This window comes from Leptospira barantonii, from assembly GCF_002811925.1.
In the GTDB taxonomy this organism is placed as follows: domain Bacteria; phylum Spirochaetota; class Leptospiria; order Leptospirales; family Leptospiraceae; genus Leptospira; species Leptospira barantonii.
Genome location: NZ_NPDS01000008.1, coordinates 1 through 22,883 on the forward strand (window position 1 = coordinate 1; position 22,883 = coordinate 22,883).

At 44.5% G+C, this 22,883-nt stretch carries 25 protein-coding genes and 2 tRNA genes; 16 read left to right on the plus strand and 11 right to left on the minus strand.

The annotated features are described in order from the left end of the window. Positions 1-378, plus strand: a 378-nt coding sequence (gene fliN, locus CH367_RS16550) for a flagellar motor switch protein FliN (RefSeq protein ID WP_100763829.1), incomplete at its 5' end; no start/stop codon positions are given. A 173-nt stretch (positions 379-551) separates the two neighbouring features. Here fliN and CH367_RS16555 read toward each other — a convergent pair. Genes CH367_RS16555 through CH367_RS16565 form a run of 3 tightly spaced genes read right to left on the minus strand, consistent with a single transcriptional unit; the run spans position 552 to position 2,927 of the window. Next, positions 552-1,484, minus strand: coding sequence for an SPFH domain-containing protein (locus tag CH367_RS16555; RefSeq protein WP_100763621.1), 933 nt, complete (start codon positions 1,482-1,484; stop codon positions 552-554). Between the two features lies 1 nt (position 1,485). Then, complete coding sequence (locus tag CH367_RS16560) at positions 1,486-2,433, minus strand: SPFH domain-containing protein (RefSeq protein ID WP_100763622.1); 948 nt, start codon at positions 2,431-2,433, stop codon at positions 1,486-1,488. 29 nt (positions 2,434-2,462) lie between these two features. Continuing rightward, positions 2,463-2,927, minus strand: coding sequence for an NfeD family protein (locus tag CH367_RS16565; RefSeq protein ID WP_100763623.1), 465 nt, complete (start codon positions 2,925-2,927; stop codon positions 2,463-2,465). Positions 2,928-3,036: 109 nt separating this feature from the next. On the opposite strand from CH367_RS16565, the gene CH367_RS16570 reads away from it, so the two are divergent. The 6 genes from CH367_RS16570 to fliM are packed head-to-tail and all read left to right on the plus strand — an operon-like array spanning position 3,037 to position 8,471. Then, on the plus strand, positions 3,037-3,474 hold the full coding sequence (locus tag CH367_RS16570; protein ID WP_100763624.1) for a heme-binding domain-containing protein: 438 nt from the start codon (positions 3,037-3,039) through the stop codon (positions 3,472-3,474). A gap of 26 nt (positions 3,475-3,500) precedes the next feature. Further along, positions 3,501-4,913 carry an argininosuccinate lyase gene (gene argH, locus CH367_RS16575; RefSeq protein ID WP_100763625.1) on the plus strand — a complete coding sequence of 471 codons (1,413 nt, stop codon included), beginning with the start codon at positions 3,501-3,503 and terminating at the stop codon, positions 4,911-4,913. Continuing rightward, complete coding sequence (locus tag CH367_RS16580; protein WP_100763626.1) at positions 4,910-5,785, plus strand: peptidylprolyl isomerase; 876 nt, start codon at positions 4,910-4,912, stop codon at positions 5,783-5,785. Before argH ends, CH367_RS16580 begins: the two co-directional genes overlap by 4 nt. Then, positions 5,782-6,411, plus strand: coding sequence for a hypothetical protein (locus CH367_RS16585; protein WP_100763627.1), 630 nt, complete (start codon positions 5,782-5,784; stop codon positions 6,409-6,411). The genes CH367_RS16580 and CH367_RS16585 overlap by 4 nt, the downstream gene beginning before the upstream one ends. Positions 6,412-6,468: 57 nt before the next feature. Then, positions 6,469-7,449: a hypothetical protein gene (locus CH367_RS16590; RefSeq protein WP_100763628.1), complete on the plus strand. Its 981-nt coding sequence runs from the start codon at positions 6,469-6,471 to the stop codon at positions 7,447-7,449. Further along, entirely contained in the window at positions 7,446-8,471 is a 1,026-nt protein-coding gene (gene fliM / locus CH367_RS16595; protein ID WP_010574938.1) for a flagellar motor switch protein FliM, read from the plus strand. Before CH367_RS16590 ends, fliM begins: the two co-directional genes overlap by 4 nt. A gap of 171 nt (positions 8,472-8,642) precedes the next feature. Here fliM and CH367_RS16600 read toward each other — a convergent pair whose 3' ends face one another. Beyond that, the gene (locus tag CH367_RS16600; RefSeq protein WP_100763629.1) at positions 8,643-8,864 is read right to left on the minus strand and encodes a ferredoxin; all 222 of its coding nucleotides are present in this window, start codon (positions 8,862-8,864) and stop codon (positions 8,643-8,645) included. A gap of 254 nt (positions 8,865-9,118) precedes the next feature. Between CH367_RS16600 and lsa33 the strand changes: the two genes are divergently transcribed. Continuing rightward, entirely contained in the window at positions 9,119-10,048 is a 930-nt protein-coding gene (gene lsa33, locus CH367_RS16610; protein ID WP_100763830.1) for a surface adhesin Lsa33, read from the plus strand. A gap of 258 nt (positions 10,049-10,306) precedes the next feature. Here the strand turns inward: lsa33 and CH367_RS16615 are convergent, their stop codons facing one another. Next, a complete protein-coding gene (locus CH367_RS16615) occupies positions 10,307-10,573 on the minus strand; it encodes a SemiSWEET transporter (RefSeq protein WP_100763631.1) in 267 nt (88 codons plus the stop codon). A gap of 13 nt (positions 10,574-10,586) precedes the next feature. Continuing rightward, positions 10,587-10,988: a preQ(1) synthase gene (gene queF, locus CH367_RS16620; protein WP_100763831.1), complete on the minus strand. Its 402-nt coding sequence runs from the start codon at positions 10,986-10,988 to the stop codon at positions 10,587-10,589. Positions 10,989-11,083: 95 nt separating this feature from the next. Between queF and guaA the strand changes: the two genes are divergently transcribed. Further along, positions 11,084-12,895 (plus strand): glutamine-hydrolyzing GMP synthase, encoded by a 1,812-nt coding sequence (guaA, locus tag CH367_RS16625; protein WP_100763632.1) that lies wholly within the window; start codon positions 11,084-11,086, stop codon positions 12,893-12,895. A 70-nt stretch (positions 12,896-12,965) separates the two neighbouring features. Here guaA and CH367_RS16630 read toward each other — a convergent pair whose 3' ends face one another. The 4 genes from CH367_RS16630 to CH367_RS16645 all read right to left on the minus strand — a co-directional run bounded on the left by CH367_RS16630 (position 12,966) and on the right by CH367_RS16645 (position 15,803). Then, on the minus strand, positions 12,966-14,240 hold the full coding sequence (locus tag CH367_RS16630) for an adenylate/guanylate cyclase domain-containing protein (RefSeq protein ID WP_100763633.1): 1,275 nt from the start codon (positions 14,238-14,240) through the stop codon (positions 12,966-12,968). Position 14,241: 1 nt separating this feature from the next. After that, a complete protein-coding gene (locus tag CH367_RS16635) occupies positions 14,242-14,646 on the minus strand; it encodes a pyridoxamine 5'-phosphate oxidase family protein (protein WP_100763634.1) in 405 nt (134 codons plus the stop codon). Continuing rightward, a complete protein-coding gene (locus CH367_RS16640) occupies positions 14,643-15,107 on the minus strand; it encodes a hypothetical protein (RefSeq protein WP_100763635.1) in 465 nt (154 codons plus the stop codon). Before CH367_RS16640 ends, CH367_RS16635 begins: the two co-directional genes overlap by 4 nt. A 258-nt stretch (positions 15,108-15,365) precedes the next feature. Then, entirely contained in the window at positions 15,366-15,803 is a 438-nt protein-coding gene (locus CH367_RS16645) for a DUF4505 family protein (RefSeq protein ID WP_100763636.1), read from the minus strand. A 51-nt stretch (positions 15,804-15,854) separates the two neighbouring features. On the opposite strand from CH367_RS16645, the gene CH367_RS16650 reads away from it, so the two are divergent. Both CH367_RS16650 and CH367_RS16655 read left to right on the plus strand, forming a co-directional pair. Beyond that, positions 15,855-15,925: transfer RNA gene (locus CH367_RS16650), tRNA-Cys, on the plus strand. Positions 15,926-15,940: 15 nt separating this feature from the next. After that, positions 15,941-16,026, plus strand: a tRNA-Leu gene (locus tag CH367_RS16655). Between the two features lie 17 nt (positions 16,027-16,043). Here CH367_RS16655 and CH367_RS16660 read toward each other — a convergent pair. Continuing rightward, positions 16,044-18,134, minus strand: a complete 2,091-nt coding sequence (locus CH367_RS16660) for an O-antigen ligase family protein (RefSeq protein ID WP_100763832.1) — start codon at positions 18,132-18,134, stop codon at positions 16,044-16,046. A gap of 107 nt (positions 18,135-18,241) precedes the next feature. Here CH367_RS16660 and CH367_RS16665 point away from each other — a divergent pair, with 107 nt between their 5' ends. Genes CH367_RS16665 through CH367_RS16685 form a run of 5 tightly spaced genes read left to right on the plus strand, consistent with a single transcriptional unit; the run spans position 18,242 to position 22,721 of the window. Beyond that, positions 18,242-19,114 carry a glycosyltransferase family 2 protein gene (locus tag CH367_RS16665; protein WP_100763637.1) on the plus strand — a complete coding sequence of 291 codons (873 nt, stop codon included), beginning with the start codon at positions 18,242-18,244 and terminating at the stop codon, positions 19,112-19,114. Further along, a complete protein-coding gene (locus tag CH367_RS16670; protein ID WP_100763638.1) occupies positions 19,101-19,877 on the plus strand; it encodes an LBBP_01157 family protein in 777 nt (258 codons plus the stop codon). The genes CH367_RS16665 and CH367_RS16670 overlap by 14 nt, the downstream gene beginning before the upstream one ends. A gap of 1 nt (position 19,878) precedes the next feature. Further along, entirely contained in the window at positions 19,879-20,466 is a 588-nt protein-coding gene (gene gmhA, locus CH367_RS16675) for a D-sedoheptulose 7-phosphate isomerase (RefSeq protein ID WP_100763639.1), read from the plus strand. 7 nt (positions 20,467-20,473) lie between these two features. Next, positions 20,474-21,244, plus strand: a complete 771-nt coding sequence (locus CH367_RS16680; protein ID WP_100763640.1) for an ATP-binding cassette domain-containing protein — start codon at positions 20,474-20,476, stop codon at positions 21,242-21,244. Between the two features lie 25 nt (positions 21,245-21,269). Further along, positions 21,270-22,721, plus strand: a complete 1,452-nt coding sequence (locus CH367_RS16685) for an FHA domain-containing protein (RefSeq protein ID WP_100763641.1) — start codon at positions 21,270-21,272, stop codon at positions 22,719-22,721. Positions 22,722-22,883 lie beyond the last annotated feature (162 nt).

Sequence of the window (22,883 nt, forward strand, 5' to 3'; positions counted from 1 at the left end):
CCTTCAGGCGGTGGGGGCGGGGGAGCCGATGCACCTTCCTTTGCGGATATTTCAGCGGCGCTTGGACCTTCTTCCACTCCGGCTCCGTCGGCTCCAAGACCTTCTTCCAGACAATCTTCTCCGACCCAATCTACGAACTTAAACTTACTCATGGACGTGAACCTGGCTCTTACCGTTGAGCTTGGGAGAACGAACATGTATATCAAAGACGTAAACGGTCTGAACGAGGGTATTGTCGTAGAATTGGATAAGAACGTCGGTGAAGATTTGGATATTCTTGCCAATGGTCGTTTGGTCGGAAGAGGAAAGCTCGTGGCAATGGATGACTTTTACGGAATTCAGATCACCGAGATCGTGGAACAAAGTCGTCGACTTTGATTTTGTAAGAGTTCCCACAACGTTTGTCGGGAAAATTTTTGAGTCCTCGCTGGGTGTATGAGTTCCCACAAATTTCGAATATTATAAAATTCGCTGATTCCTCAATGTCGTTTTTAGAATTTTCCCGCGCTCCTTTGGGCAAAACGCGCGGGAAAAATTCAGCAATTCAAAATCTAATTCTTCGAATCCGTAGTTCCTAAAACGGATTTCAAAATCGAACGGAAGTTCGTGAGATTCAAAGGAAGAACGATTTCCGTTTTTTTACCGGAGATCTTCTCAAATTCTTTGATGAATTTCTGACCGATTCTCAGTTTTACCGCGTCCTTTCCACCTTTGGTATTGATCGATCCTGCGAGAAGTTCGATACCTTTGGCGGTAGCGGTTGCGATCGCTTCCACTTCCTTGGCGACCCCTTCGGCTTCGTTGATTCTTTTTTGTTTTTCCCCTTGCGATTTGTTGATCGCTTCTTCTTTAAAACCGAGAGAACGGTTGATTCTCGCGTCACGATCCCCTTCGGAAAGAGAGATCTGGGCCTTCTTTGAAATCTGAGCCTTCTTTTCTTTTTCCATCGCCTCTAAGATGGATTTGGGGGGAGTGATGTTCACGATCTCGTAACGATTCACTTTGATTCCCCAAGGCTCGGTGGCCTGGTCCAATACCTCGAGAATTTTACTGTTGATCGCGTCTCTGGTTTCAAACGTAACATCCAAGTCCATCGTTCCGATGATCGCTCTCATCGTTGTTTGCGCTAATTGAGAAGAAGCGAATTGATAGTCGTTGATTCCATAACTCGCCTTATGCGGATCGAGCACTTTCAAATAAAGAATTCCGTCCATCTCCACCTTCACGTTGTCCTTGGTGATACAGGTCTGAGGAGGAACGTCAGTCGCTTGTTCCTTGAGCGTGTGATAGTAGGCGTCTTTTTCGATAAAGGGCCAAAGAAGATGAAGACCAGCGTGTAAGGTTCTGCTGTACTTTCCGAATTTTTCCACGACGATACAATCCTGTGCGGAAACGATTCGAATGGAACGATAGAGTTTATATGCAAAGTAGATTCCGAACAAGGTCCAGAATATCATTACGAATGTGGTTTGGAATGTTTCCATTTTACTGACCTTCCTTCTCTTTCGGAGTTTTGATTTCCGGTAACTTTCCGGTTACTTTGGAAAGACCTTCGAACACACCGGCGATGTTTGCGAGCTCCGCGGGGAGAATGGTGGTTTTGGAAACGCTTAAAATTTCTCCGAGACCGGTGAGATAATCTTCCGTGATTTGGAGATTGACCGCTTCACCGCCGCCTTCCAAAGAAATCGCTTCGGAGATCATCTGAATCCCTTTTGCCTTTGCCGCGGCGATCAACTCGATCTCCAAAGCCTTACCTTCGGCTTCGTTGATCTTTTTCATCTTTTCTCCTTCGGAAACGTTGATCGCTTCTTCCTTCTCGCCGACCGAACGATTGATTCTGGAAAGTTTTTCGCCTTCCGAGATCGTAATTTCCGCTCTTTTTACGCGTTCGGCTTTTACCTGTTCTTCCATCTCGTGAAGAATTTCTTTCGGAGGAGAAATGTTTTTGATTTCGTATCGGGTTACCTTGATTCCCCAAGGTTCGGTCGCCTCGTCTAAAGCGCGCACAACGTGGGAGTTGATATCGTCTCTTTCCGCGAAGGTCTGATCCAAAATCAACTTACCGATTTCGGAACGAAGAGTGGTTTGTGCAAGCTGTTGTGTGGCGAGCATATAATTCTGAATCGCATACGACGCCTTATACGCGTCTACCACTCTTAAGTAAAGAATTCCGTCCACAGCGATCGAAACGTTGTCCTTTGTGATACACATCTGAGGAGGAATGTCTATGGCGATCTCTTTGAGAGTTTGTCTGTATTTTACGACTTCGATGACGGGCCAGAGAAAATGAAATCCCGCTTCCAAAGCGCCTTTAAAAACTCCCACGCGTTCCACGACGTAACAATACTGTTGCGGAACGATGATGAACGTCTTGCGAATCAGATAGATCAACGCTATGAAGAATAACGTGAATAAAAAACCTGCAGACATAGTATCTCCTTTTTATTTTAAAATCAGAATCATTCTTCCGGAAGTTCCAAGGGTTCCACGAGAAAGGTGAGATTGTCGCGACTCAAAATTCTCGCCTTACTTCCTTTTGGAATCCTGGATTTTTTGGAAACCGCGTCCCATTCCACGCCTTGAAATAGAACTCTTCCGCCCTTTCTTTCCACAAGAACGTCTTTGACGACCGGAACCAATCTTCCGATCTGATCGTTTTCGGGAACCGCGTGTTCCGTCTGAGCGGGAAAGATTTTTCGGATCGTAGCGCTTCCCACGTAGATCAGAATCGTGGAAAGAGAGGCCCAAATACCGAGTTGCCAGCTTAGGGAAATGTCGAAAAAATAAACGACAATGCCAGTGATAATTCCGGAGGTTCCCAAGAAAGCGACGAAGGTTCCCGGGATAAAAAATTCCGCGAGAATGAGAAGAACACCGCCGCCGATCCAGATCGTCACCGGTAGATTGGATAGAAAATCAGGCATGAAAGACGCATTCTCCCGAGTGGAACAGATTCGTAAATTTTTTTCAGAGTTCAATCCGTTTTTTCTATTTTAAAAAAAAGGGAAACCGTTTGAACTATCCAAGTAAGACATGAAAAAGAAAATTCTCCTCTCGTTCGCCGCGGCGATATTGCTTCTTCAATTCCTTCCTCTCAAACCGCCCGAAGGAAAGAATCAAAACGAAATCCAGACCTCGGACGAAGTCAAAAAGATATTGAAGAAATCCTGTTACGATTGTCATTCCGATCTTACCGTCTGGCCCTGGTATTCCAAAATTTTTCCGGTAAACGCGTATCTTTTTCACCACGTCGACGAGGGAAAGGCGGAACTCAATTTTTCACAATGGGGAGAATTGTCCAAAAAGGAAAAATCCAACAAGGGCGATTCCATTTTAGAAACTCTGGAAGAAGGCGAAATGCCTCCGAGCGACTACGTTCTTTTACATCCCTCCGCTAAGATTACCAAGGAAGAATTGGAAGTTTTAAAAAACTGGATTCATGATTTGGAAGAAGAGTATCAGAAAGAATAATCGAAAATAATCTGGCAAAGATCGTCATGACAGGCAAAGAAAAAAAACTCTGGGGCGGAAGATTTCAGGAAAAGGCTTCTTCCATTATGGAACGGATCGGAGAATCCGTTTCCTTCGATCATAAACTCTACCGGGAAGACATTCAGGGAAGTATCGCTCACGCGAGAATGTTGAAACAAATCGGCATCTTAAACGCGGAAGAATTGTCCAAAATTGAAACCTCTCTTGCTCAAATCAAAACCGAACTTGAAGAAGGAAAACTTGAATTCAAATCGGAACTCGAAGACATTCACATGCACATCGAATCCAGATTGACCGAGCTCATCGGAGAAACCGGAAAAAAATTACATACCGCTCGATCCAGAAACGATCAAGTCACTCAGGACGTACGTCTTTATATTCTCAATCAAGGAAAGGGAATTCTAAGATCGATCGTAAACTTAAGAATTTCTTTATATGAAAAAGCCCAACAAAGCGTGGACGTGATCATTCCGGGTTACACACATTTGCAGGTCGCACAACCGATCCGTGCTTCTCAATATCTTCTTTCCTGGTTTTGGGCCTTGGAAAGAGATCAGGAATTTTTGCGTTTTGCGCTCAAGGCCTCGGGAGAATTGGCCCTCGGTTCGGGTGCGATGGCGGGCGTTAACTATCCGACCGATCGAGAGTTCCTCAAAAAAGAATTAGGACTTTCTAAAGTATCTCCGAACTCCATGGACGGGGTTTCGAGTCGGGATCATATTCTACAATTCTTATTCGCTTCCTCACAGTTGATGATCCACGCGTCTCGGATCTGCGAGGATATTATTCTTTATTCTTCCCAGGAATTCGGAATTCTTCGTTTGCCGGATTCGTTGACCACGGGTTCTTCCATCATGCCTCAGAAAAAAAATCCGGACATCGCGGAACTCATTCGAGGCAAAGCGGGAAGGGTGATCGGAAACTTGAATCATCTTCTCGTGATGCTCAAGGGGTTGCCTTCGACTTACAACCGGGATCTGCAAGAAGACAAGTTAGCTCTCTTTGATTCGATCGAAACCGTACAGATCAGTTTGGAAGGAATTCGGGAAATGATCGAAGGTTGGGTTTGGGTTCCCGAAAGAGCGGAATCTTCCCTGAAAAACGGATTTGCTACGGCCACGGATCTCGCGGACTTTCTCGTAAACGAAAAGAAAATTCCGTTTCGAACCTCGCACGAACTCGTAGGCAAGCTCGTCGGGGTTTGTGTGGAACAAAAAAAGACCTTGTTTGATTTGGCGGAAGCCGATCGAATTTCGATTTCGGAACACTTTGCAGGAAAGGAATACGAGAACGCGGTTTCTCTTTCCCTTTCCGCGGACAAAAAAATCTCTTACGGAGGAACTTCTAAACAAAGACAGGAAGAGCAGTTAAAAATTGCGCTGGAATCTTTGAAGGAAGCTGAAACATTGTTTTTATGAGAATCATTTCGGGACTTTTTATCCTTATTTCTTTTTTCGCGTGCAATCGAAATCCGTTTGCTCAAAGCAAATACCAACCGGAAGTTTATACACCTTCTTCTGTGGTTGTTCCTCGTCCGGATACTGCGGTGATTCCTTTACCGGATAAACCTGCGGTTTACGCGATCTTCTTAACCACACAAGGAAACATGGCCGTTGAACTTTTCGACAAAGACGCTCCGAAAACGGTTCAGAACTTCGTCGATCTCGCTCAAGGTGAAAAAGAATTCTTAACTCGCAACGGACAAAAGGTGAAAAAACCTTTTTATGACGGACTTACGTTTCATCGAGTCATCGAAAACTTTATGATCCAAGGCGGTTGTCCGAACGGAGACGGAACCGGCGGACCGGGTTATCGTTTTGACGACGAGATCAACGGAAAGTCCCTCGGACTCGATAAGATCCAAGCCGGACAAGCTCCTTACTATCAATACCAACTGCAAAGAGCGGTCGCCAATGAACTTCAAATCAAAAATAGAGAAGAGGCCGAGTCGAAACGCGAGCTGATCGAAAAGGCTTTCGAAGACGCGAAGAAATTATCCGTTCTCGAAATTCTTTTTAGAACCGGATACAAATACAATGAAACTCTAAACTCTCATAGAGCGATCAAAGGATCCCTTGCAATGGCGAACGCGGGACCGAACACGAACGGTTCTCAATTCTTCATCAACCAAGTGGAGACCCCGCATTTGGACGGACTTCATACGGTATTCGGACAACTCGTATCTGGAGCCGACGTCGTAGATAGGATCGTAAAAGCCGGTAATTCAAAAACGGTCATCAAAAAAGTTCTCATCGTGGACAAAAGAACGGCGGTAGCACCGGCGCAATGACAACCTTACCGGACAAGGCTCAGGCGGGAATTTATCTCGCGGTTGTAAAGGAACTGGCGAGTTATTCTTCCGGTTCCAGCACGAGCCGTATTCTCGACCGCTTGTCCGTACTTCCCGCGCACGATCAGGACTCCAGAACCGCGATTTTGGAAACGAGCGAAGGGAAGAATCTTCCCGATCGTCTGGTGGGAATCATCAAAATCTTTCGAATCATTCATTCCAAACGACAGGAAGTCCATTCGTTTTACGAAGTGGCGATGGCGAGATACGGAACGATCAATTCTTTGACCGCAAAAAGAAGACCGACCGACGACGAAGCGAGAATCAAACAGATTCTCACGGACTATATTCTAAAAATTGAATCCTTTTTCGAAAAGAACGACATAGGCGACGAAGCCCTGATCAAGGAAATCAACCGATTCTTAACCGAACTCGAATCCTTGAGCCAGGTAAACGAGGACAATTTATCAGCGCTCATTCTTTCCTCAAAGGCGATATCTCTCATACAACCTCCTATGGAAAAACTGATCTCTTGTTACGGCGATTATGAGAAGGTGGAACATATTCTCAAACGATTGATCCGAATTTCCGAGATGATCATCGAGGACGCAAAGGCTCCGGGTTGATCTAAAAATCCGTATTTTTTCGCGGGTTTTGGGAGAATTTGCCGAAAATAAACCAGAATGATCCGGATTCTCTTCGCAATCTTACTCACGCCTACGCTTCTTCTTGCGTTTCCGAAACGAGACGCTCGCGGTTCCGTTTCCGAGAACTATCTCAAACAACAAGGAATCATCACCCTGGATCTGAAAAAGATTCATTACCGTGAAAACGATCGGATTCCGGTGAAGATGTCGATCACTAACACAGGAAACGAAGTCGTTCGGATCTTTCCATCGGGCCGAGATCTAGAATCGTATCGAATCGTCGTCCGCGACGAGGACGGAAATCAGATTCCGGAACGCGACGAGGAAAGAAGAATCGATTCCGTATTAAAAAGAAGAAACACGATCGAATCTCTGGAAGGAAAAGAAGTGAAGGAAATCATTCTTCACAAGGACGAGGTTTTTTCCAAAGAGATCGATTTGAATTCCCGTTTCGATTTGAATCCGGGAAAGAAATATTTCGTAACCGCATACTTTCATCCGAACGTTCACGAAATGCCCGCGTTGTTCATCCGTTCCCGCAATCAGCCTTATTTCTTTTACGAAGAAAAACACAGCGAACCGGTTCTTTCTTCCATTCCTGAAAAGGATCCGACCGTGGACGGACTCGAACCCGAGGAAGTGATCCATCTCTTCTTGGGTTCCGAAAAGAAAAAAAATTGGACCAATCATTTTAAATGGATCTTCTTTCCGGAATATGTGCAAGCCTACGATCAGTATTCGGAAGAATACAACCGGGCCGAAGAATCGGAACGGGATTTTTTAATCGAGAATTTCAAACGTTATCTTACGGAATCCAGAGCGGGGCTTCTTCATTCTTATAGAATTTTGAACACCGAAAACGTTTCGATCGGTCTTGCAAAAGTAACGGTTCTTGTGGAAAGAAGACTGAATCGCTTGCGTTCTAAATACGAATATACTTATACTCTAAGAAGGGTTCCCGACGAACAGGGAGGCTTTTGGAAAGTGTCTAACTTAGTGGCGAAGGTGAAGAAATGACAGAGATTTTATCGCAGGATGAAATTGACGCGCTACTCAGCGCCATCAGTTCCGGAGAAGTAAACGAATCGGATTACGCGTCCGTTTCCGAACAAAAGAAAGTAAAGATCTACGACTTCAAACGTCCGGATAAATTTTCAAAAGACCAGATTCGTACCTTGCAGATGATGCACGAAACATTCGCACGTTTGGCGACCACGGGTTTATCGGCTCAGCTTCGAGCGCTCGTTTCGGTTCACGTTGCTTCGGTGGATCAGTTGACATACGAAGAATTCATTCGTTCGATCCCGAACCCGACCACACTTGCGGTCATCAATATGGACCCTCTGCGTGGTTCCGCAATTTTAGAAATCGACCCTTCGATTTCGTTTACGATCATCGATCGTTTGTTTGGTGGTAAAGGAGAACAGGCAAAGATCTCCAGAGAACTTTCAGAGATCGAGATGAGCGTTATGGAAGGGATCATTGTAAGAATTCTCGGGAACATGCGAGAATCCTGGTCCACTGTAATCGACTTAAGACCGAGACTCGGGAACATCGAAACGAATCCTCAGTTCGCTCAGGTCGTTCCTCCCAATGACATGGTGGTTTTGATCACACTGGAAACCAAGATCGGTGAGGTGGAAGGAATGACGAACCTGTGTATTCCTTACATCACGATCGAACCGATCATCAACAAGTTATCCGCTCAATACTGGTATTCTTCGATTCGGAAAGGGGAACTCGACGAGAACCGCGCTGTGATCCAAGAACGACTCGATCAGGTTGCGATTCCTTTGATCGCGGAAGTGGGTTCTGTGGACGTTTCCATCAACGACTTTATGAATCTTTCCGTAGGCGACGTCGTAAAACTCGAGAACACTTCCACAAGATCCGAGATGATCGTAAAAGTTGGAGAAAGAAAGAAGTTCAAATGTCTACCGGGAAGAGTGGGAAGCAGACTTGCGATTCAAATCGGGGATCGAGTGGAAGACATTCCGGACGAACTCTTGGGCTCCACACGTTCCGAACAGGAATATTGATCGAAGGTTAAATCGTAAAAATTCTTCCCTGAAGAAAAGCGATTGTGATAACCGTAAGGATCGTGATCGCCGTTTCGGGAAGAATGTAGGTATAAAAAAAGCGGCTCAAGGCCGCTTCGTAAAAACGCCGTCTTCGACGTTTTCGTCGAAGATCGTTTTATCAGAGGGAAATTATTTTTTCCACTGGATACATTCGCCCGGGCATTCGTCCATTTCTTTCTGAACGATCTTCCAGTCTTCTTCCGGAATCGGAGCTTGGTTTACCGATTCTCCTCCGATATGAGTTTCCGAAGTATCATTGTCATCCATTTGAAAGTATTTCGGAAGATTGTCCGCACACTGATTGCAGGACGTGCAGTTATCCTTATCTACATACGCAATTTTAGTCGCCATAGGCCTCGATTCTCCTGGGTTGGTTCTCCCGGTCGCTTAAAAAACAGGTTCCAAGATCAATTTTCTAATCACTTCTTAGACGGCAAGTCCTTTTCTTAGGTTCTTCCTTGGCCGGGGAAGGTCGCGATTTCTTTTCTTTGGGCTTTTGGGAAGAATCGCTACAACTTCCCGAAAGCGAATTAGGGAAAACTGTGGACTTGAAATAAATTTCGTGTTACCTTGCCCGGAAAGAATTTATGAATGGGAGAACCAGAATGATTCAAAAAGGTTTGTGCCTTGCATTGATCGTCTTATTCGCAATCGACTGTGGAAAATCCAAAAAAGAAGACCTCCAGGGCGGGGTTTTTACCTTTATCAAAGGAACCGTTAAACTTTCGGATAAAACCGGAAAAGAAAAGAAAGTAGGCCTTTCGGAGTTCATTCTTCCCGAGGATAAAATCGAAACGACTAAGGATTCTTATGCGGATATCCAATTGATGGACGGGGTTGTCATTCGTATTAAGGAAAATACGAGCCTAACCCTGAACAAGATTTATGTGGATTCTAAAAACGCGGAGATCTATTCGGATATCAGCTTAAACAAAGGAAAGATCTTTTCCAAAGTCGGAACCAAGCTGAGCAAGTCTTCCGGATTTAAGGTAACAACTCCTACGTCCACGGCGGCGGTTCGCGGAACGGATTTCCAAGTGGAAGTGGAAGGAAACAAAACCGAAACTTTAGTTTCCGACGGAGCGGTTGAAGTTACCGACAACGATAACCCGGATCAAACGAACACCGCAGACGCCGGTGAAAAAGTGGTTTCCGACGGTAAGAATCAGAAAGAGGAAAAACTTTCCGACGAAGAACTGAAAGAACTTCAAGAAGACTCCGCTACCGTTCAATCCGTTACGGAAGAACAAAGACAAAGAATCGAAGAAATTCTAAAAGACTTCAAAGAGAACAAGGAAAGAATTCTTCAAGGTCTGGAAGATCAAAAACAAAGAAACCAAGAATTGATCAATTCTACGAAAGAAGAAAACCGTAGAATGATCGACGAAGTGAAAGAGTCCGGCAAGGCTGAAAAAGAAGCCATCAAAAACGCCGCAGACGAAGAAAAGAAAAACATCAAGGCCGGTATCGACAAGGATAAGGAAGCTCTTGAAAATTCCAGAAAGTCTCTCAAAGATCAGGTGAAACCTCAGTAATCTTACTGAAATTACACGTGTCTCCGAAAGCCTCGGTTTCGTTTTGTAAAACGAAGTCGAGGCTTTTTTGTTTTAGGGGAGAATGTTTGAGGATTTGTCGTAGTTCCGACAACACGCGCGACGAAAAAGTCACTTGCGAAAATTAGAATTTTCTGATATAGGAAATTCGTCCGGAAATTCCCGCCACCTCACCCCCCACCCAAAACAGGGCGGGGCCCGGGTTTTTCACTAAAAAATTTGTAGGAACTCCTACAAATCCTATTCTCCTTTAGCGTCGTTTCTCACTTTAAAATAAAGAATGATCGAAGTGAATATGAACGTGAAAATGTTCGCGAGAATGATCGGAAAATCCTGTTTCAAACATCCGTAGATAAACCAAAGGACGACGCCGGTAACGAACACAACATACATGTTTCTCGAAATATCCTTCGTGCTCCCGCCCATGACGATTCGAATGAGCTGAGGCAAAAATGAAACCGTTGTAAGAAGTGAAGCGATATAACCTAAAAACGTAATAGAGTCCATTGTGTTAAAACGACTAAGCCTTTTTGTATTCTCGGCTGACTACGGTTTTGATTCCGCCTCTCGCATTGTAATCTCCGATGACTTTGAGATATTTCGGATCGATCGAGGAGATTAGATCTTCCATGATCTTATTGACCAAAAATTCATGAAAGATTCCGACGTTTCTATAACTGAGAATGTATTCTTTGAAGGACTTGAGTTCGATACAACGTTGGGTTGGAATGTAGGAAACGTAAATGACTCCGAAATCGGGAAGCCCGGTCTTCGGACAAACCGCCGTAAACTCTGGAACCGTAAAATCGATTGTATAATCCTTTCCCTCGTAAACATTGGTGAAAGATTCGATTTCGGGAGTTTTCAGAGAAGGGATATGATCCTGTCTTCCGTCGTAAGTCTCTGGATGATTCGTTTCCATGGATAGTTCCTTGATGACCAGACTTTTCGATCTCTCCATAGCGAAAATTCTTTTTCCCGTCCCGAATCTTGATCAAAGACCCAAAGAGGGGTGGAATGGAAATCCAAAAGAAAATTGCCGTAGTAGATTTTGGTGGGCAATACGCTCACTTGATTGCGTCCAGAATCCGAAGACTCGGAGCTTATACGGAAATTCTCTCCAACGAAGAACCTCCTTCCAATTATAAAAAGTATTCCGGCATCATTCTTTCCGGCGGACCCGAAAGCGTTTACGAAAAGGATTCTCCGACGATCACGAATCAAATCTTCGAACTCGGAATTCCGGTTCTCGGAATCTGCTACGGGCACCAACTCATCATGAAACTTTTAGGCGGAGTTGTGGAACGTTCCGGCACGGGAGAATACGGTCCCGCGTCCTTGGAGCTTCACGTTTCCAACGGAAATTCTCTCTTGAAAAATTTCGTAGGCGGCGAACAGGTTTGGATGAATCACGCCGACGAAGTCGTAAAACTTCCCGAAGGTTTTACGAGAATCGCGTCTTCTAAGGATTGCGGTTATGCGGTTGTGGAGAATTCCTCCAAAAAGATTTTCGGGATTCAGTTTCACGCGGAAGTTTCTCACAGCGAAAAGGGTTCCGTTCTTTTGGACAACTTCATCGGAATCTGCGGAGCTTCGAGAACCTGGGGAATCGATCAGTTTCTCAAGGAAAAAATCAAAGAGATTCAAGAAACGGTCAAACCGGATCAGAAAATTTTTATGCTCGTTTCGGGTGGAGTGGATTCCACGGTTTCTTATCTTCTTTTGTGTAAGGCTCTCGGCGCGGAAAAAGTTCTCGGATTTTTGATCGACACGGGTTTTATGAGAAAGGGAGAAGTTCTTCCTCTTCAAGAGAAACTAACGTCTCAAAACATTCACCTAACTGTGAGAGACGAGTCTGCATTATTTTACGAAAGTCTAAAGGGAAAATCCGATCCCGAAGAAAAAAGAAAGATCGTTGGAAATCTATTCTTAGAAGCGCGGGACCGCGCCGTAAAGGATTTGGATCTGGAACACGGGGATTGGCTTCTCGGTCAAGGAACGATTTATCCGGATACAATCGAATCCGGCGGAACCAAACATTCTCATACGATCAAAACGCATCACAACCGAGTCGAGGCCATTCAAAAACTCATCGAAGAAGGAAAGGTGATCGAACCGATCCGCGATTTGTATAAGGATGAGGTAAGAGATCTCGGAGTTCTTCTGGGTTTGGAACCGGAGTGGGTGGGTCGTCATCCTTTCCCCGGACCGGGTCTTGTGGTTCGTATGCTTGCCGTTGAAAAAAAAGGAACGGACGAGGATCAAAAGGCGATCGATTCTTATCTTTCTACTCAGAATGGATTGGAAGGAAAGATTCTCCCCGTTGCGAGCGTTGGTGTAAAAGGGGATAGAAGGTCTTATGCCAACTGTGCGGTGTTAAACGACATCGGAACGGATTGGAAAAGTTTGGATAAGGTTGCGACTCATCTTTCCAATCAATTCTCGTTTATCAATCGTGTGGTTCTTTTGCCATTCGAGCCGGAAGTTAAAAAATTGAACTTCCGATTTACGGGAATGCAATTGGATAAGAATTGTTCCGATCTTCTCCGAGAAGCGGATCACGCCGTGGAATCCGTAATTCGCAAAGCGGGTCTTTACGATAAGATCTGGCAGATGCCGGTGGTTCTTTTGCCGATCGGAGAAAAGGAGAATGAAAAGAGTATCGTTCTTCGTCCCGTGGAATCCCAGGAAGCGATGACCGCGAACTTCTTTCCGATGGAACCTTCCCTTTTACAACAGATCAAAACCGAGGTTTCCAAAATTCCGGGAATTCGATACGTATTTTTCGATTTAACGAACAAACCTCCCGGAACGATTGAGTGGGAATGAGGAAATTAGAATATTCTATTTTTATTATGTTTTTATAAACATCCGATTTCATCGGATTTGATTGTGTAGTTTATTGGATCGGATTTTCGATTTTGTAAACCTTCACCGCTTGCGATTTGCCTTTAACGGTAACCTCGTCTAAAAAGACGTGTTGAAACCGTTCGGGTTCTTTCAAAGAAGCGATCGTCACCTCGCTCGCAATGATTGAACATTGGAACTGTTTCGTTAGACCTTCGATTCGAGAAGCCAAATTGACGCTGTCCCCGATCACCGTTCCTTCCATACGATTTTCGTGACCGATGATACCCAACATAAGATGACCCGTATGAATTCCGATTCCGATATCGATCGGATCTTGACCTTGTTCTTCCCGCATTTGATTGAATTTTTTTAAGGCGCGCATCATCGCAAGAGAGGCTTCGACCGCGTCTTCGGCTCTTGCAGGAAAGATCGCCATAATTGCGTCTCCGATAAACTTATCGATAAAACCCGAATGTTCTTTGATCAAAGGCGCAATCATCCCGAGGTAGTCGTTGATAAAACGAAAGTTCTCGTTCGGGGTCATCTTTTCGGAAAGGGTAGTAAATCCTCGGATATCCGAAAACATAACCGTCATCAAACCTTCCGTCTGATCCGCGAGTTGGGTTTCCAAAATCGACTTCTTGCTGAGTATGGAAAGAAGTTCTTTTGGAACGAATCGGCTGTAGGCCTCGGACAATTGTTGTTGTGTGTGATAGGCCGCGGCGTTTTCGATCGCGACCGCGATCTGATTTCCTACGATGCTCAAGATCATTTCGTCCAGAAGTTTAAAAGCGTTGATCTCCTCGCTTTCCACCGCAAAAACACCGAGCAGTTTTTCCTTTACGAGAAGGGGGATCGCGATTTGACTTTTTGCGTCTTTAAGGCCGGGTAGTTCGATCTTCTTTTCCTCCATTCCCATGGATTGTCCGATCTGTCCCGCATAACGCATCTGCGTGCTGATTCCCACCATACGCATAATCTTTCTTTTTTTCGCGACTACTCCGATCACTCCTTTTCCGAATTCTACCGTCGCACCGATCCCGCTTTGTTCGTAACCTCGGCTTGCGACGACTTTTAGAAGTTCGCAATTCTCTTCCACCATAAGAATCATCGCGTGTTTGAACCCGAAAACCTCGTCCATCACCTTCATGATTCTTTCGAAGATCAGAACCAGGTCCAACGTGTTGAGAATCTCCGTGGAAATCGATTGGATGATTTCCACTTCTTGAGTTTTCCGATTCAGCTTTTGGTTGAGTTCCTCGATTCCTTTTTGGTTTTCGATAAACTGTTTTTTGAATTCCTCGATTTCCAAGTCGTTTGACACGTTATGCTTCCTTTGCTTCCGAAAGAATCCGCGCAGAACGGACCTCGAAAATATCGGCGGCCTTGAGTTTGAAAATTTCGCTCATCCCGGACATGGAAGCGATCGCGTCCAACTGCATTTCCATCGCGTCGAATAGATCGCCTTCGGTTTCGGTTCTTTGGTAGTATATGTCCATGATCCAAGGTTCCAACGTTTCCGGATTGAGAACTTGAAGCATCGCGTATTTGTTTTCCACGGAATTCGTATGTGTTTTACCGAAGAATTGATTCGAGATCGCAACGTGAGAATCGTCCACTTGATACACTTGGCTTACGATCGTAGCGTTCGGGATTCCTTCCTTGGAAGAAGTAACCATGATACTCGGAACGATTCCTTGCAGACAGGGTTGAAGATTTTCAGGTATCATTTTAGTTTTTCTCCCGCCTTCGCTCCCGGTGATTGATCAAAGAGTTCGCTCAATTCGAACGTGATCGCAATCGCAGGTTTCAAAATGTATTTTCTCCATCCTTCTCCCGCTTTGGGTCCGAAGAATAAGGAACTCGTTTCTCCACCGGCTTCTCGAATGTTTTTCATAAGTTCGTAATCTTCTTCCGTGCAGCTTTCGATTCCGGTAACCTTTCCCTTGAATTGACGGGTTTGAAAGGAGGACATGTGCGCGATCGTGGTTGCAATCTGTGCATTGTCCTCTATGTCCTGCAAACAATGAGACGCGACGACCTGAGGCAACAATACGGTCATTCTTTTTTGGTCCTCGCTCAAACGGACTCCGAACGCCCTTGCGAAATGAGGTCTTAGTTTCGAATCTCTTGTGGCTATGCTGATGGACAAGGGTCCTAATAGATTTCCCGTCTCTTCTTGTGATAACATTTGGAATTTTCCTCCGATAAAAAGTGATTCACAGTGTACATCCGAGGAATTTACGCAAGAAGAATCGAAAAATGCGACAGTCTGATCTTTGAAATTACATTCAATATTTATAAATTAATATTTGTGAATAAATCGTATTTTGGACGCGTTAGAATTCAGGGTTTAAATCTGAAGAGTTGCATATAAGTTGAAGACGACTGCGATTTTTTCTAAAATTTTAGAAAGATTGATATATTCTTAAAACTGAATATACTCTGTTTACTTTTCGGACAAGGGGTAGGTGCGGTTTTCAAAAACAAATTCGAGCTTTCCGTGAACGTTTGTAATTCGTTTGGAAAATTCAAGAAGCAATTCGGAGGAAAAAGTTCCCCATTCCTCAAGAGGCGCGGGATGAATTAAGGATTCTTCGCGGATTTTTAAATTCTCGGGTTGAAAAAACACCGAAAGATTCGGTGAATAATACAGTTTACCATTCTCCAGTTTTTTAAAAACAAAAACCGTAGTCGCGGGTTGGATGAAATTCCATTCTCCGTTGCAAACCGACAGAAATGGATATTCGGAATGTTCTCCCGTATCGTTCTTACGAATTCTTTCGTTGAAAAAATCCAGAAATTCCGGATCCTTCAATTCGGAAGAATCGTGAAAGAGCCTTCCTCTTCCGTCGAGTCGATAAAAATAGGTTCTTCTCTGCCTCATAAAGACTTTTCTATTGACACTGATCTTTCCCTTAAAATCATACCCTATAACGGCGTCGTGGCCAAGTGGTAAGGCATGGCTCTGCAAAAGCTTGATCCCCGGTTCGAATCCGGGCGACGCCTCATCGCTTTGAATCTGCCTGGATGGTGGAATGGTAGACACCCAGGACTTAAAATCCTGTGAGAGCAATCTCGTGCGAGTTCGAGTCTCGCTCCAGGTACCATCGATTCTCGGACGTGTTTATCGTGTCAGACGAATTGAGGTATCGCAAACTCTTCCAAAATAAAGTTTCGGTAAATCCGGGCTTTTGCCCGTTTCATAATCTGAATACCGAATTTTGAAATCCCTAAAAAAGACCTCCGTAGGAAATTCTTTCGGATGTGTATCCAAAAGAAAATTCGGAACCAGAATTTCGTTTTTTCCCTTTTGAAGATGTACGGAAATCGTTCCTAAATCGCTTTCTCCGTGCGCCCAATAGAGTTGATCCTGATCGAAAGAATCTCTGGACACGATCGTAATCGTCGCGGTTTTCGGAGCGTTTGAAGAATTCTCGGGCACATAAATCGCAAAGCTGAACGGGGTTTTTCTAGGCTCCGGCGGATTCGGATACAGATGCGTTAGACAGCCTTCCACTTGAAAGGGAAGCGAGGCTTGTTCGATCGTAAGTTTCATTCCGGCGGTTGGTTCAGCTCCGTTTTTATTTACATACGAATTTTTTTCGGAATCGATTTCGTATTTTAGAATATTCTTTTGAACTTCCTTGATGAGGGCGAGGTCCGCGGAACGAACCCTTCTGTTGTAAACTTCCAAAGGTTCTAAGTTGAGACGGGGAATCCAAAAAAGCCAATACAACAAAATCGGAACTCCAATGGATCCGATCGTTTTCCAAAGAAGTCCCTTGTTTTCTTTGAAAAGGGAGAATGGAAGACCGGAATCGTTCGGTTGCATTTGGATGTTCTTGTTTGGGTCGGCGATTTCGTCATCGTTGAGAGAATTCCATCTTCCACCCAAAAAGATTCCGCAAAAAGCGAAGAATGGCAAAACCACCTCGTCGTCCAAAAGATAACACTGAAAAAATCCCGCGGGAAATAAACTCAAAACACCGATCGCAAGAATTGGAATGCCCGTCGTCGAATCGAAGTTTTTTTGAAAAAACGAAACGAACAATCTTCCCCAAAAAAGCAGAAATAGAATTCCCGCAAAAATTCCTCCCGTCGTTACGAAGTGAAGAAGGTCGTTGTGTGCGTGTCCTCTCGGTGTGATGAAAAGTTCATACCAGAGTTGTTCCGCTTGTTCGATCATTTGGGAGGATTCTTTCCAATGAGAATCCTTGTAATTTCCTCCGCCGACCCCGGCGAGCCAATGTTCTTTCACAAGCGGAATCGTATTTTTATAGATATAATACCTTTGATTTTCCGTATTATGAACTTCGAATATTTGCGAAATCGATCTCTGGATCAGCCAGTTGTTTCGGAATAAATAACCGGCTCCAAAAAACAAAACGATTAGAGTCAGGCCCGTGATCAATTTGGTTTTCAGCGAGACAGCGGGAAGATTCTTCCGCAGAGAAAAGGTTCCTTTCAAAATCAACAAAACAAAAACTACAAAAACTCCCAGCCAAACCGATCGGCTTTGATTGAAAAAGAGTATGATAAATCCTGCAAATACCAAAAAGGTTTTGAGAATAAAAACGAAATTCTTTTTGCCCTTAAGCGATTGAAACCAATCCACAAAAAGCCCCGGCAAAACCAAACCCAACAAACCGCCGAACGTTAGGTGCGTATTCATCATTCCGATCGGAAGATACAATTTGATCGGTCCGATCTTTCCTGAAAAATGTTGGAGCCTATCTCCGGGCGCGTATCGGAATCCGTTGGAAACGAATTTTCCGAGCCGCACCTCCGAGAAAAGACTGATACAACCGAGCAGGATCGCGATGGATACGGAAGCGAACAAAAACCGTTTTAGGATCGTTTGATTTTTTTCTTTGGAAGCGACGAGAAAGGCCGCGGGGAAAAGAAGAAGCATCCAAAAATCGCCGAACTCGGATTGTTTTAAAAACTTTTTAAAAAAGGGAGAATAGGTTTCTGCGTGGATCAAAGACGAAACAAAAAGAAGAATATAAATCCCGAAAAAAAGGAGGAACGGAACACAAACTCGTTTCCAAGTCCGTTTGGATTCTTCCTCCAAAAAAAACAAGGGATATGTCGTTGCGATCGTAAGTCCGCCGAAGATCTGAGATACGCTCACCGATTGCGGAAACGCAAGTAAGAATAAACCGAGAGAAAATAAGGAAGCGGTTCCGAGTCCGTTTACGATTCGATCTTTCAAATGTGTCCCCCGAAGTTCGTCCAATTTTCCCATAAAAAACCAATGACAGAGAAAGAATTCATTCTACCATTAGAAAAAAGAACCGGTTCCGGGAATCAATCGAACAGATGGGAAAATCAATTCCAACCAAGAAAAAGAAGACAGCAAAAAAAACGCAAACCCCCGATTCCACGTCGGGAATCAAACTTTCGGTCGCAATCATCACATACAACGAAGAAAAGAACATCGGTCCCTGCATCGATTCTTGTTTGGACATAGCCGATGAGATCGTGATTTTGGATTCGGTCAGCACGGACAAAACCGAAAAGATCTCCAAGTCCTATCCTTCCGTGAAATTTTATAAACAGAAATTCAAAGGTCATATCGAACAGAAGAACGACGCGATCGCTCTTTGTAAATTCGATTGGATTCTTTCTTTGGACGCCGATGAAAGGGTTTCACCCGAACTCAAAAATTCGATTCTTACCTTCAAACAAAAGAAAGACGACGAAACCGTAAACGGATTTCAAGTTTCGCGTTTGACCTTTCACATGGGACGATTCATCCGTTTCGGCGGCTGGTATCCTCAATACCGTTATCGAATCTTTCGAAAGGGAAGCGCGGTCTGGGTCGGAGAAAATCCGCACGATTATATCAGCATCCGTGGAAAAGGAAATAAAATCCACGGGGACATCATTCACTATAGTTTTCGAGATCTTACACATCAGGTCAATACGATCAATCAGTTCTCCTCGATCGTCGCTTATACAAGACAAAAAAAGGGAAAAAAATTCTCGAGTTTAAGAACGATTTATAAACCGTTTTCCAAGTTCATGGAAACGTATTTTTTTAAGTTCGGATTTTTGGACGGCTTTCCGGGTTGGGTCATTGCGGTTTCTTCGGCATATTCAACTTTTCTAAAGGACGCAAAACAATACGAGCTGGAAAACGGAATGGTGGAACGCCCTTCCAACGTGAAAGAGGACTATGGGCGCGGTTAAGACTTTTTTCTCAAAGTTTCTTTCGATTTTTAAACGGAAGAAAAGAAAAAAAGGTCCCGAAGAAGAAACACCTCCGGTCCGGGAAAGTTACGGTTATAAAAGGGAACTCGCGGAACTTCGGGAAAAGGCGGATCGTTTTTTCGTCACGAGAAAAAAAACGGGCGGGGTCGTTCACGAAACGAAATATTATAAACTTCTAAAGAACGGTCCTAAGCTGTTTCGTCTCGAAGGAAAAGAAAAATCGGGAAGGGAATATTCTCTCGTAGTCAGCACCGGAAATTTTTTGAGCGCACAAGGTGATAAGATCAGCGGGGTCGTTTTTGTTCCGGAAGCCGAACTCAATCGAATTCTTTCCTATGAACATTCCGATTTAAAGAGCGTGTTTTCCAGATTTCAACCCGAAGGAATCGACGAGGATTTAAAAGTTTTGTATGGAGAAACCGGTTCCTCCCAAGAAACCTGGAAAGACTTTTATAACTGGGAACCGTTTTGGAAACAACAGGTATTCATCCGTTTAAAACCGAACATCATCGGAATTCTTCTCGTGTATATGGGCGCAGACTTCGAACAATTTTTTCAGTCTAACTCTACAAAACGACTGAAGAGCATCATCTCGGATGAGTTGTATTTTTTAAACGTGAGCGGAAATCAAAAGGAGAATTCTCCGTATACGGAGAATCTTTCCCTTCAGGATTTCGAAAAGGCAAAGAAAGAATTTTTTCAAGTACTCGAACTGATTCGAAAAAAAAGAGGAACAAACTAAGATGGATATAAAGGAAATCGCGCTCGGTCAGATCCGGGATTCCATTACCACCAAACAGAAATTAATCGATTCTGTCCTGGACGATATCACCAAAGCGGGGGAAATGGTTTCCAAGGTTTTACAAACCGGGAACACGGTTTATCTTTGCGGGAACGGAGGTTCTTCCTGCGACGCTTCTCATATCGCGGCGGAACTCGTGGTACGATACAAATCCGGAAACGAAAGAAAAGCGTTACCCGCTCTTTCTCTTTCCGCGGACTCGGCGGTTCTAACCGCGTGTTCGAACGACTACGGTTATGAAGAAGTTTTTTCAAGACAGATCGAAGCGTTCGGAAGAAAGGGAGATCTTTTGATCGGACTTTCCACAAGCGGAAATTCCAAAAACGTTTTACTCGCATTGGAAAAGGCGAAAACCAGAGGCGTAAAAACCATATCGTTGTTAGGCGGAGACGGCGGTAAGATGAAAAATCTTTCGGACCTCGACGTGATCGTTCCGAGCAACGTAACCGCGAGAATCCAGGAATCTCATATCTTAATCGGACATATCCTCTGTAGTATCGTGGAATACAACCTCTTCAAGATGGAATAAAAGTTCTTTGGCGAATTCTCCCGTAATCGAAATTTCCAATCTCAAGGTTTCCACACCGGGGCATCATATCCTAAAAGGAATCGATTTCACTTTGAATTCGGGCGAGGTTCATTGTATCGTGGGAGAATCGGGAAGCGGCAAATCCACGTTCGCATCCTGTCTTTTGGGAATGACGGATAAGGAACTTTTTCAAAGGTCCGATCGTTTTTCGTTGTTAGGTCAGGATTCCCGTTATCTGACCGAAAGAGAATGGCAAACCCTGCGCGGAAAAAAAATCGCCTTGGTTCCGCAAAATCCGATCTGGGGATTTCATCCGTATCGAAAGACGGGATCTCAAATTATCGAAGCGTTCTCCTTAACGAACCCGGAGATCGCCGAAAAAAAGAAAATTCTTCCCTTACTCGAATCGATTCAAATCGCCGATCCGCAAAAGGCTTTTGATTCCCTTCCGAGCCGCCTTTCCGGAGGAGAAAGACAGAGAATTCTCATTCTTCTCGCGGTTTATTCCGGGGCCGGGATTGTAGTCGCCGACGAACCCACGGCCGCCCTCGATCCGATCAGCGAGGCGGAGGTTCTCAAACTATTGATGAAATTCAGAAAGGAAAAGGGACTTTCTCTCATTTTTATCACACACGAAATCCCAATCGTGAAGGCGTTGGCCGATACTATAAGTATCCTCTATCAAGGGGATTGGGCCGAAGTTCTCAAGAGACCGACTCGCGGTGAGTGGATTCTCCGATCACCGTACGGAAAAAAACTGTTTGAACAAGGAACCTGATCTATAAGATAGTCGAGTGCCAACGATGGGTTATGCGGTTCTCCTAACACTGATTTTATTTTCTGCTCCGCTTTTTGCGCAGAAGTCTCCGTTTGTCATGGAAGACGCGGACTCTTCATCCTTTCCGACCGTACAACTTTTCATTCGGGATAAAAAACAATTTCCTATGGAACGGGAGAATTTTCTGATCCGAGAATCCAGAGGATCGGAAACAAGAACCGTATTGCGGCCGAGGGTTCTCCGAAAAGAAGGAAGTCGTCCGGTTCATTCCGTTTTTTTAGTTCAATCGGGAACCTCACTCGAAGAGAATAATTTCAACACTCGATTCCTTCAAAAAGTGGTTCAGGCTTCCGGGGAGGAAGACCATTTCAGTTTTATCTTTTTTTCGGACGATCTTCTTGTGGTCGAAAAGGATTTAGACAGACAAGCCGCGCTCGCAAAGGCGAGAGTTCCCGGTTCTCTTAGCAATCGCAACACGGGAACCAACCTCGATCTAGTATTCCAAAAAGTGAATGCGATTTTAACGGGAGAATCCTATCTTTCGCTTCTTGTTTCCGACAACGACTACAGACTTCCACCCGGACTCAGACAAGGATTGTCCACCGGCGGTTTGCCTTTGCAGGTGATCGGTCGACGCAACGTTTCTAATTACGAACTCGTTCGGATCTACGGCGGAGATTTTTACGACGTGGAGTCTCAGGACTTTCTCTCCAAGTTCTTAACGGATTTGGAATACTTTCACAAACATCCTGCGGAAGTCCGATATGATTCTCCATTTCAAAACGATTTTTGGAAAGGAGAAGGGGATTTTATCCGAGGGGACTGGGAATCTTCCAAGGGTGGAAAATTCACGTTCACATACAAACCTGGAGTTGTAAAACAACTTCGTTTTGTGTTTTTAAGTCCCGGTGTTTTTCTTCCTACGATCGGATTTCTGCTCATTCTCACCTTGATCGGATTGATCCTATTGTTCCGACGCGAGAAAGGAGAACCCGAAGAAATTCCCGACCGGGTGAGCGGAGAAGCCGAACGAAGATTTCACGCGAGGGGAGAAGAACGGGAAGTATATCAAAGAATGTACGGGGATCAGTTTCATTCTTCCCCGTATGCGAACCCCGAGGGAGTTTACGTTTCCCGTTCCTTGCCGGTGAGCGAGTCCGAATTCGATGCGGCGGAAGCCTATGATCTTGCGACTCTGATTCAAAAAGAAGGAAGATCTCCCGGCAAACAGGTTCCGATCCGTAAGGCGGAAACCACTCTTGGCAACGGAGAATTTTCCGACGTTCTCGTTGCCGATCCGGGGGTCAGCAAACTCCACGCGAGAATTCGCAAGATCAAAAACCGTTTCGTGTTGTATGATTTGATTTCCGACGCGGGAACTTATTTAAACGGAAAGAAAATTCTAAGACCGAGGGTCCTTTACGATTTCGACGAGATCAGCCTCGGGAAAACGGTCTACGTTTTTCGCGCCCGTTAGAATTTTTCATTCTTCCAAATTCATTCTCCATGGCTTACAATAGATCCGGGTAGACGAAAAGACCCGATGTTCCGACGATGGAAATACGACGGATATCCTTTCTCAATTGCGAGAAAAAAATCCAATCCACAAAGTCCGAAAGAATTTCTTTCGGGGAGTATT

Excerpts from the sequence above, each read along its gene's own strand:
- CH367_RS16565 (WP_100763623.1), bottom strand. The coding sequence starts at position 2,927 with ATGCCTGATTTTCTATCCAATCTACCGGTGACGATCTGGATCGGCGGC.
- CH367_RS16555 (WP_100763621.1), bottom strand. The coding sequence starts at position 1,484 with ATGGAAACATTCCAAACCACATTCGTAATGATATTCTGGACCTTGTTC.
- CH367_RS16640 (WP_100763635.1), bottom strand. The coding sequence starts at position 15,107 with ATGTTATCACAAGAAGAGACGGGAAATCTATTAGGACCCTTGTCCATC.
- CH367_RS16685 (WP_100763641.1), top strand. The coding sequence starts at position 21,270 with ATGGGTTATGCGGTTCTCCTAACACTGATTTTATTTTCTGCTCCGCTT.
- fliM (WP_010574938.1), top strand. The coding sequence starts at position 7,446 with ATGACAGAGATTTTATCGCAGGATGAAATTGACGCGCTACTCAGCGCC.
- CH367_RS16585 (WP_100763627.1), top strand. The coding sequence starts at position 5,782 with ATGACAACCTTACCGGACAAGGCTCAGGCGGGAATTTATCTCGCGGTT.
- lsa33 (WP_100763830.1), top strand. The coding sequence starts at position 9,119 with ATGATTCAAAAAGGTTTGTGCCTTGCATTGATCGTCTTATTCGCAATC.
- CH367_RS16570 (WP_100763624.1), top strand. The coding sequence starts at position 3,037 with ATGAAAAAGAAAATTCTCCTCTCGTTCGCCGCGGCGATATTGCTTCTT.
- guaA (WP_100763632.1), top strand. The coding sequence starts at position 11,084 with ATGGAAATCCAAAAGAAAATTGCCGTAGTAGATTTTGGTGGGCAATAC.
- CH367_RS16615 (WP_100763631.1), bottom strand. The coding sequence starts at position 10,573 with ATGGACTCTATTACGTTTTTAGGTTATATCGCTTCACTTCTTACAACG.
- gmhA (WP_100763639.1), top strand. The coding sequence starts at position 19,879 with ATGGATATAAAGGAAATCGCGCTCGGTCAGATCCGGGATTCCATTACC.
- CH367_RS16560 (WP_100763622.1), bottom strand. The coding sequence starts at position 2,433 with ATGTCTGCAGGTTTTTTATTCACGTTATTCTTCATAGCGTTGATCTAT.
- CH367_RS16645 (WP_100763636.1), bottom strand. The coding sequence starts at position 15,803 with ATGAGGCAGAGAAGAACCTATTTTTATCGACTCGACGGAAGAGGAAGG.
- CH367_RS16665 (WP_100763637.1), top strand. The coding sequence starts at position 18,242 with ATGGGAAAATCAATTCCAACCAAGAAAAAGAAGACAGCAAAAAAAACG.
- queF (WP_100763831.1), bottom strand. The coding sequence starts at position 10,988 with ATGGAAACGAATCATCCAGAGACTTACGACGGAAGACAGGATCATATC.
- CH367_RS16580 (WP_100763626.1), top strand. The coding sequence starts at position 4,910 with ATGAGAATCATTTCGGGACTTTTTATCCTTATTTCTTTTTTCGCGTGC.
- CH367_RS16590 (WP_100763628.1), top strand. The coding sequence starts at position 6,469 with ATGATCCGGATTCTCTTCGCAATCTTACTCACGCCTACGCTTCTTCTT.
- CH367_RS16670 (WP_100763638.1), top strand. The coding sequence starts at position 19,101 with ATGGGCGCGGTTAAGACTTTTTTCTCAAAGTTTCTTTCGATTTTTAAA.
- CH367_RS16635 (WP_100763634.1), bottom strand. The coding sequence starts at position 14,646 with ATGATACCTGAAAATCTTCAACCCTGTCTGCAAGGAATCGTTCCGAGT.
- argH (WP_100763625.1), top strand. The coding sequence starts at position 3,501 with ATGACAGGCAAAGAAAAAAAACTCTGGGGCGGAAGATTTCAGGAAAAG.
- CH367_RS16600 (WP_100763629.1), bottom strand. The coding sequence starts at position 8,864 with ATGGCGACTAAAATTGCGTATGTAGATAAGGATAACTGCACGTCCTGC.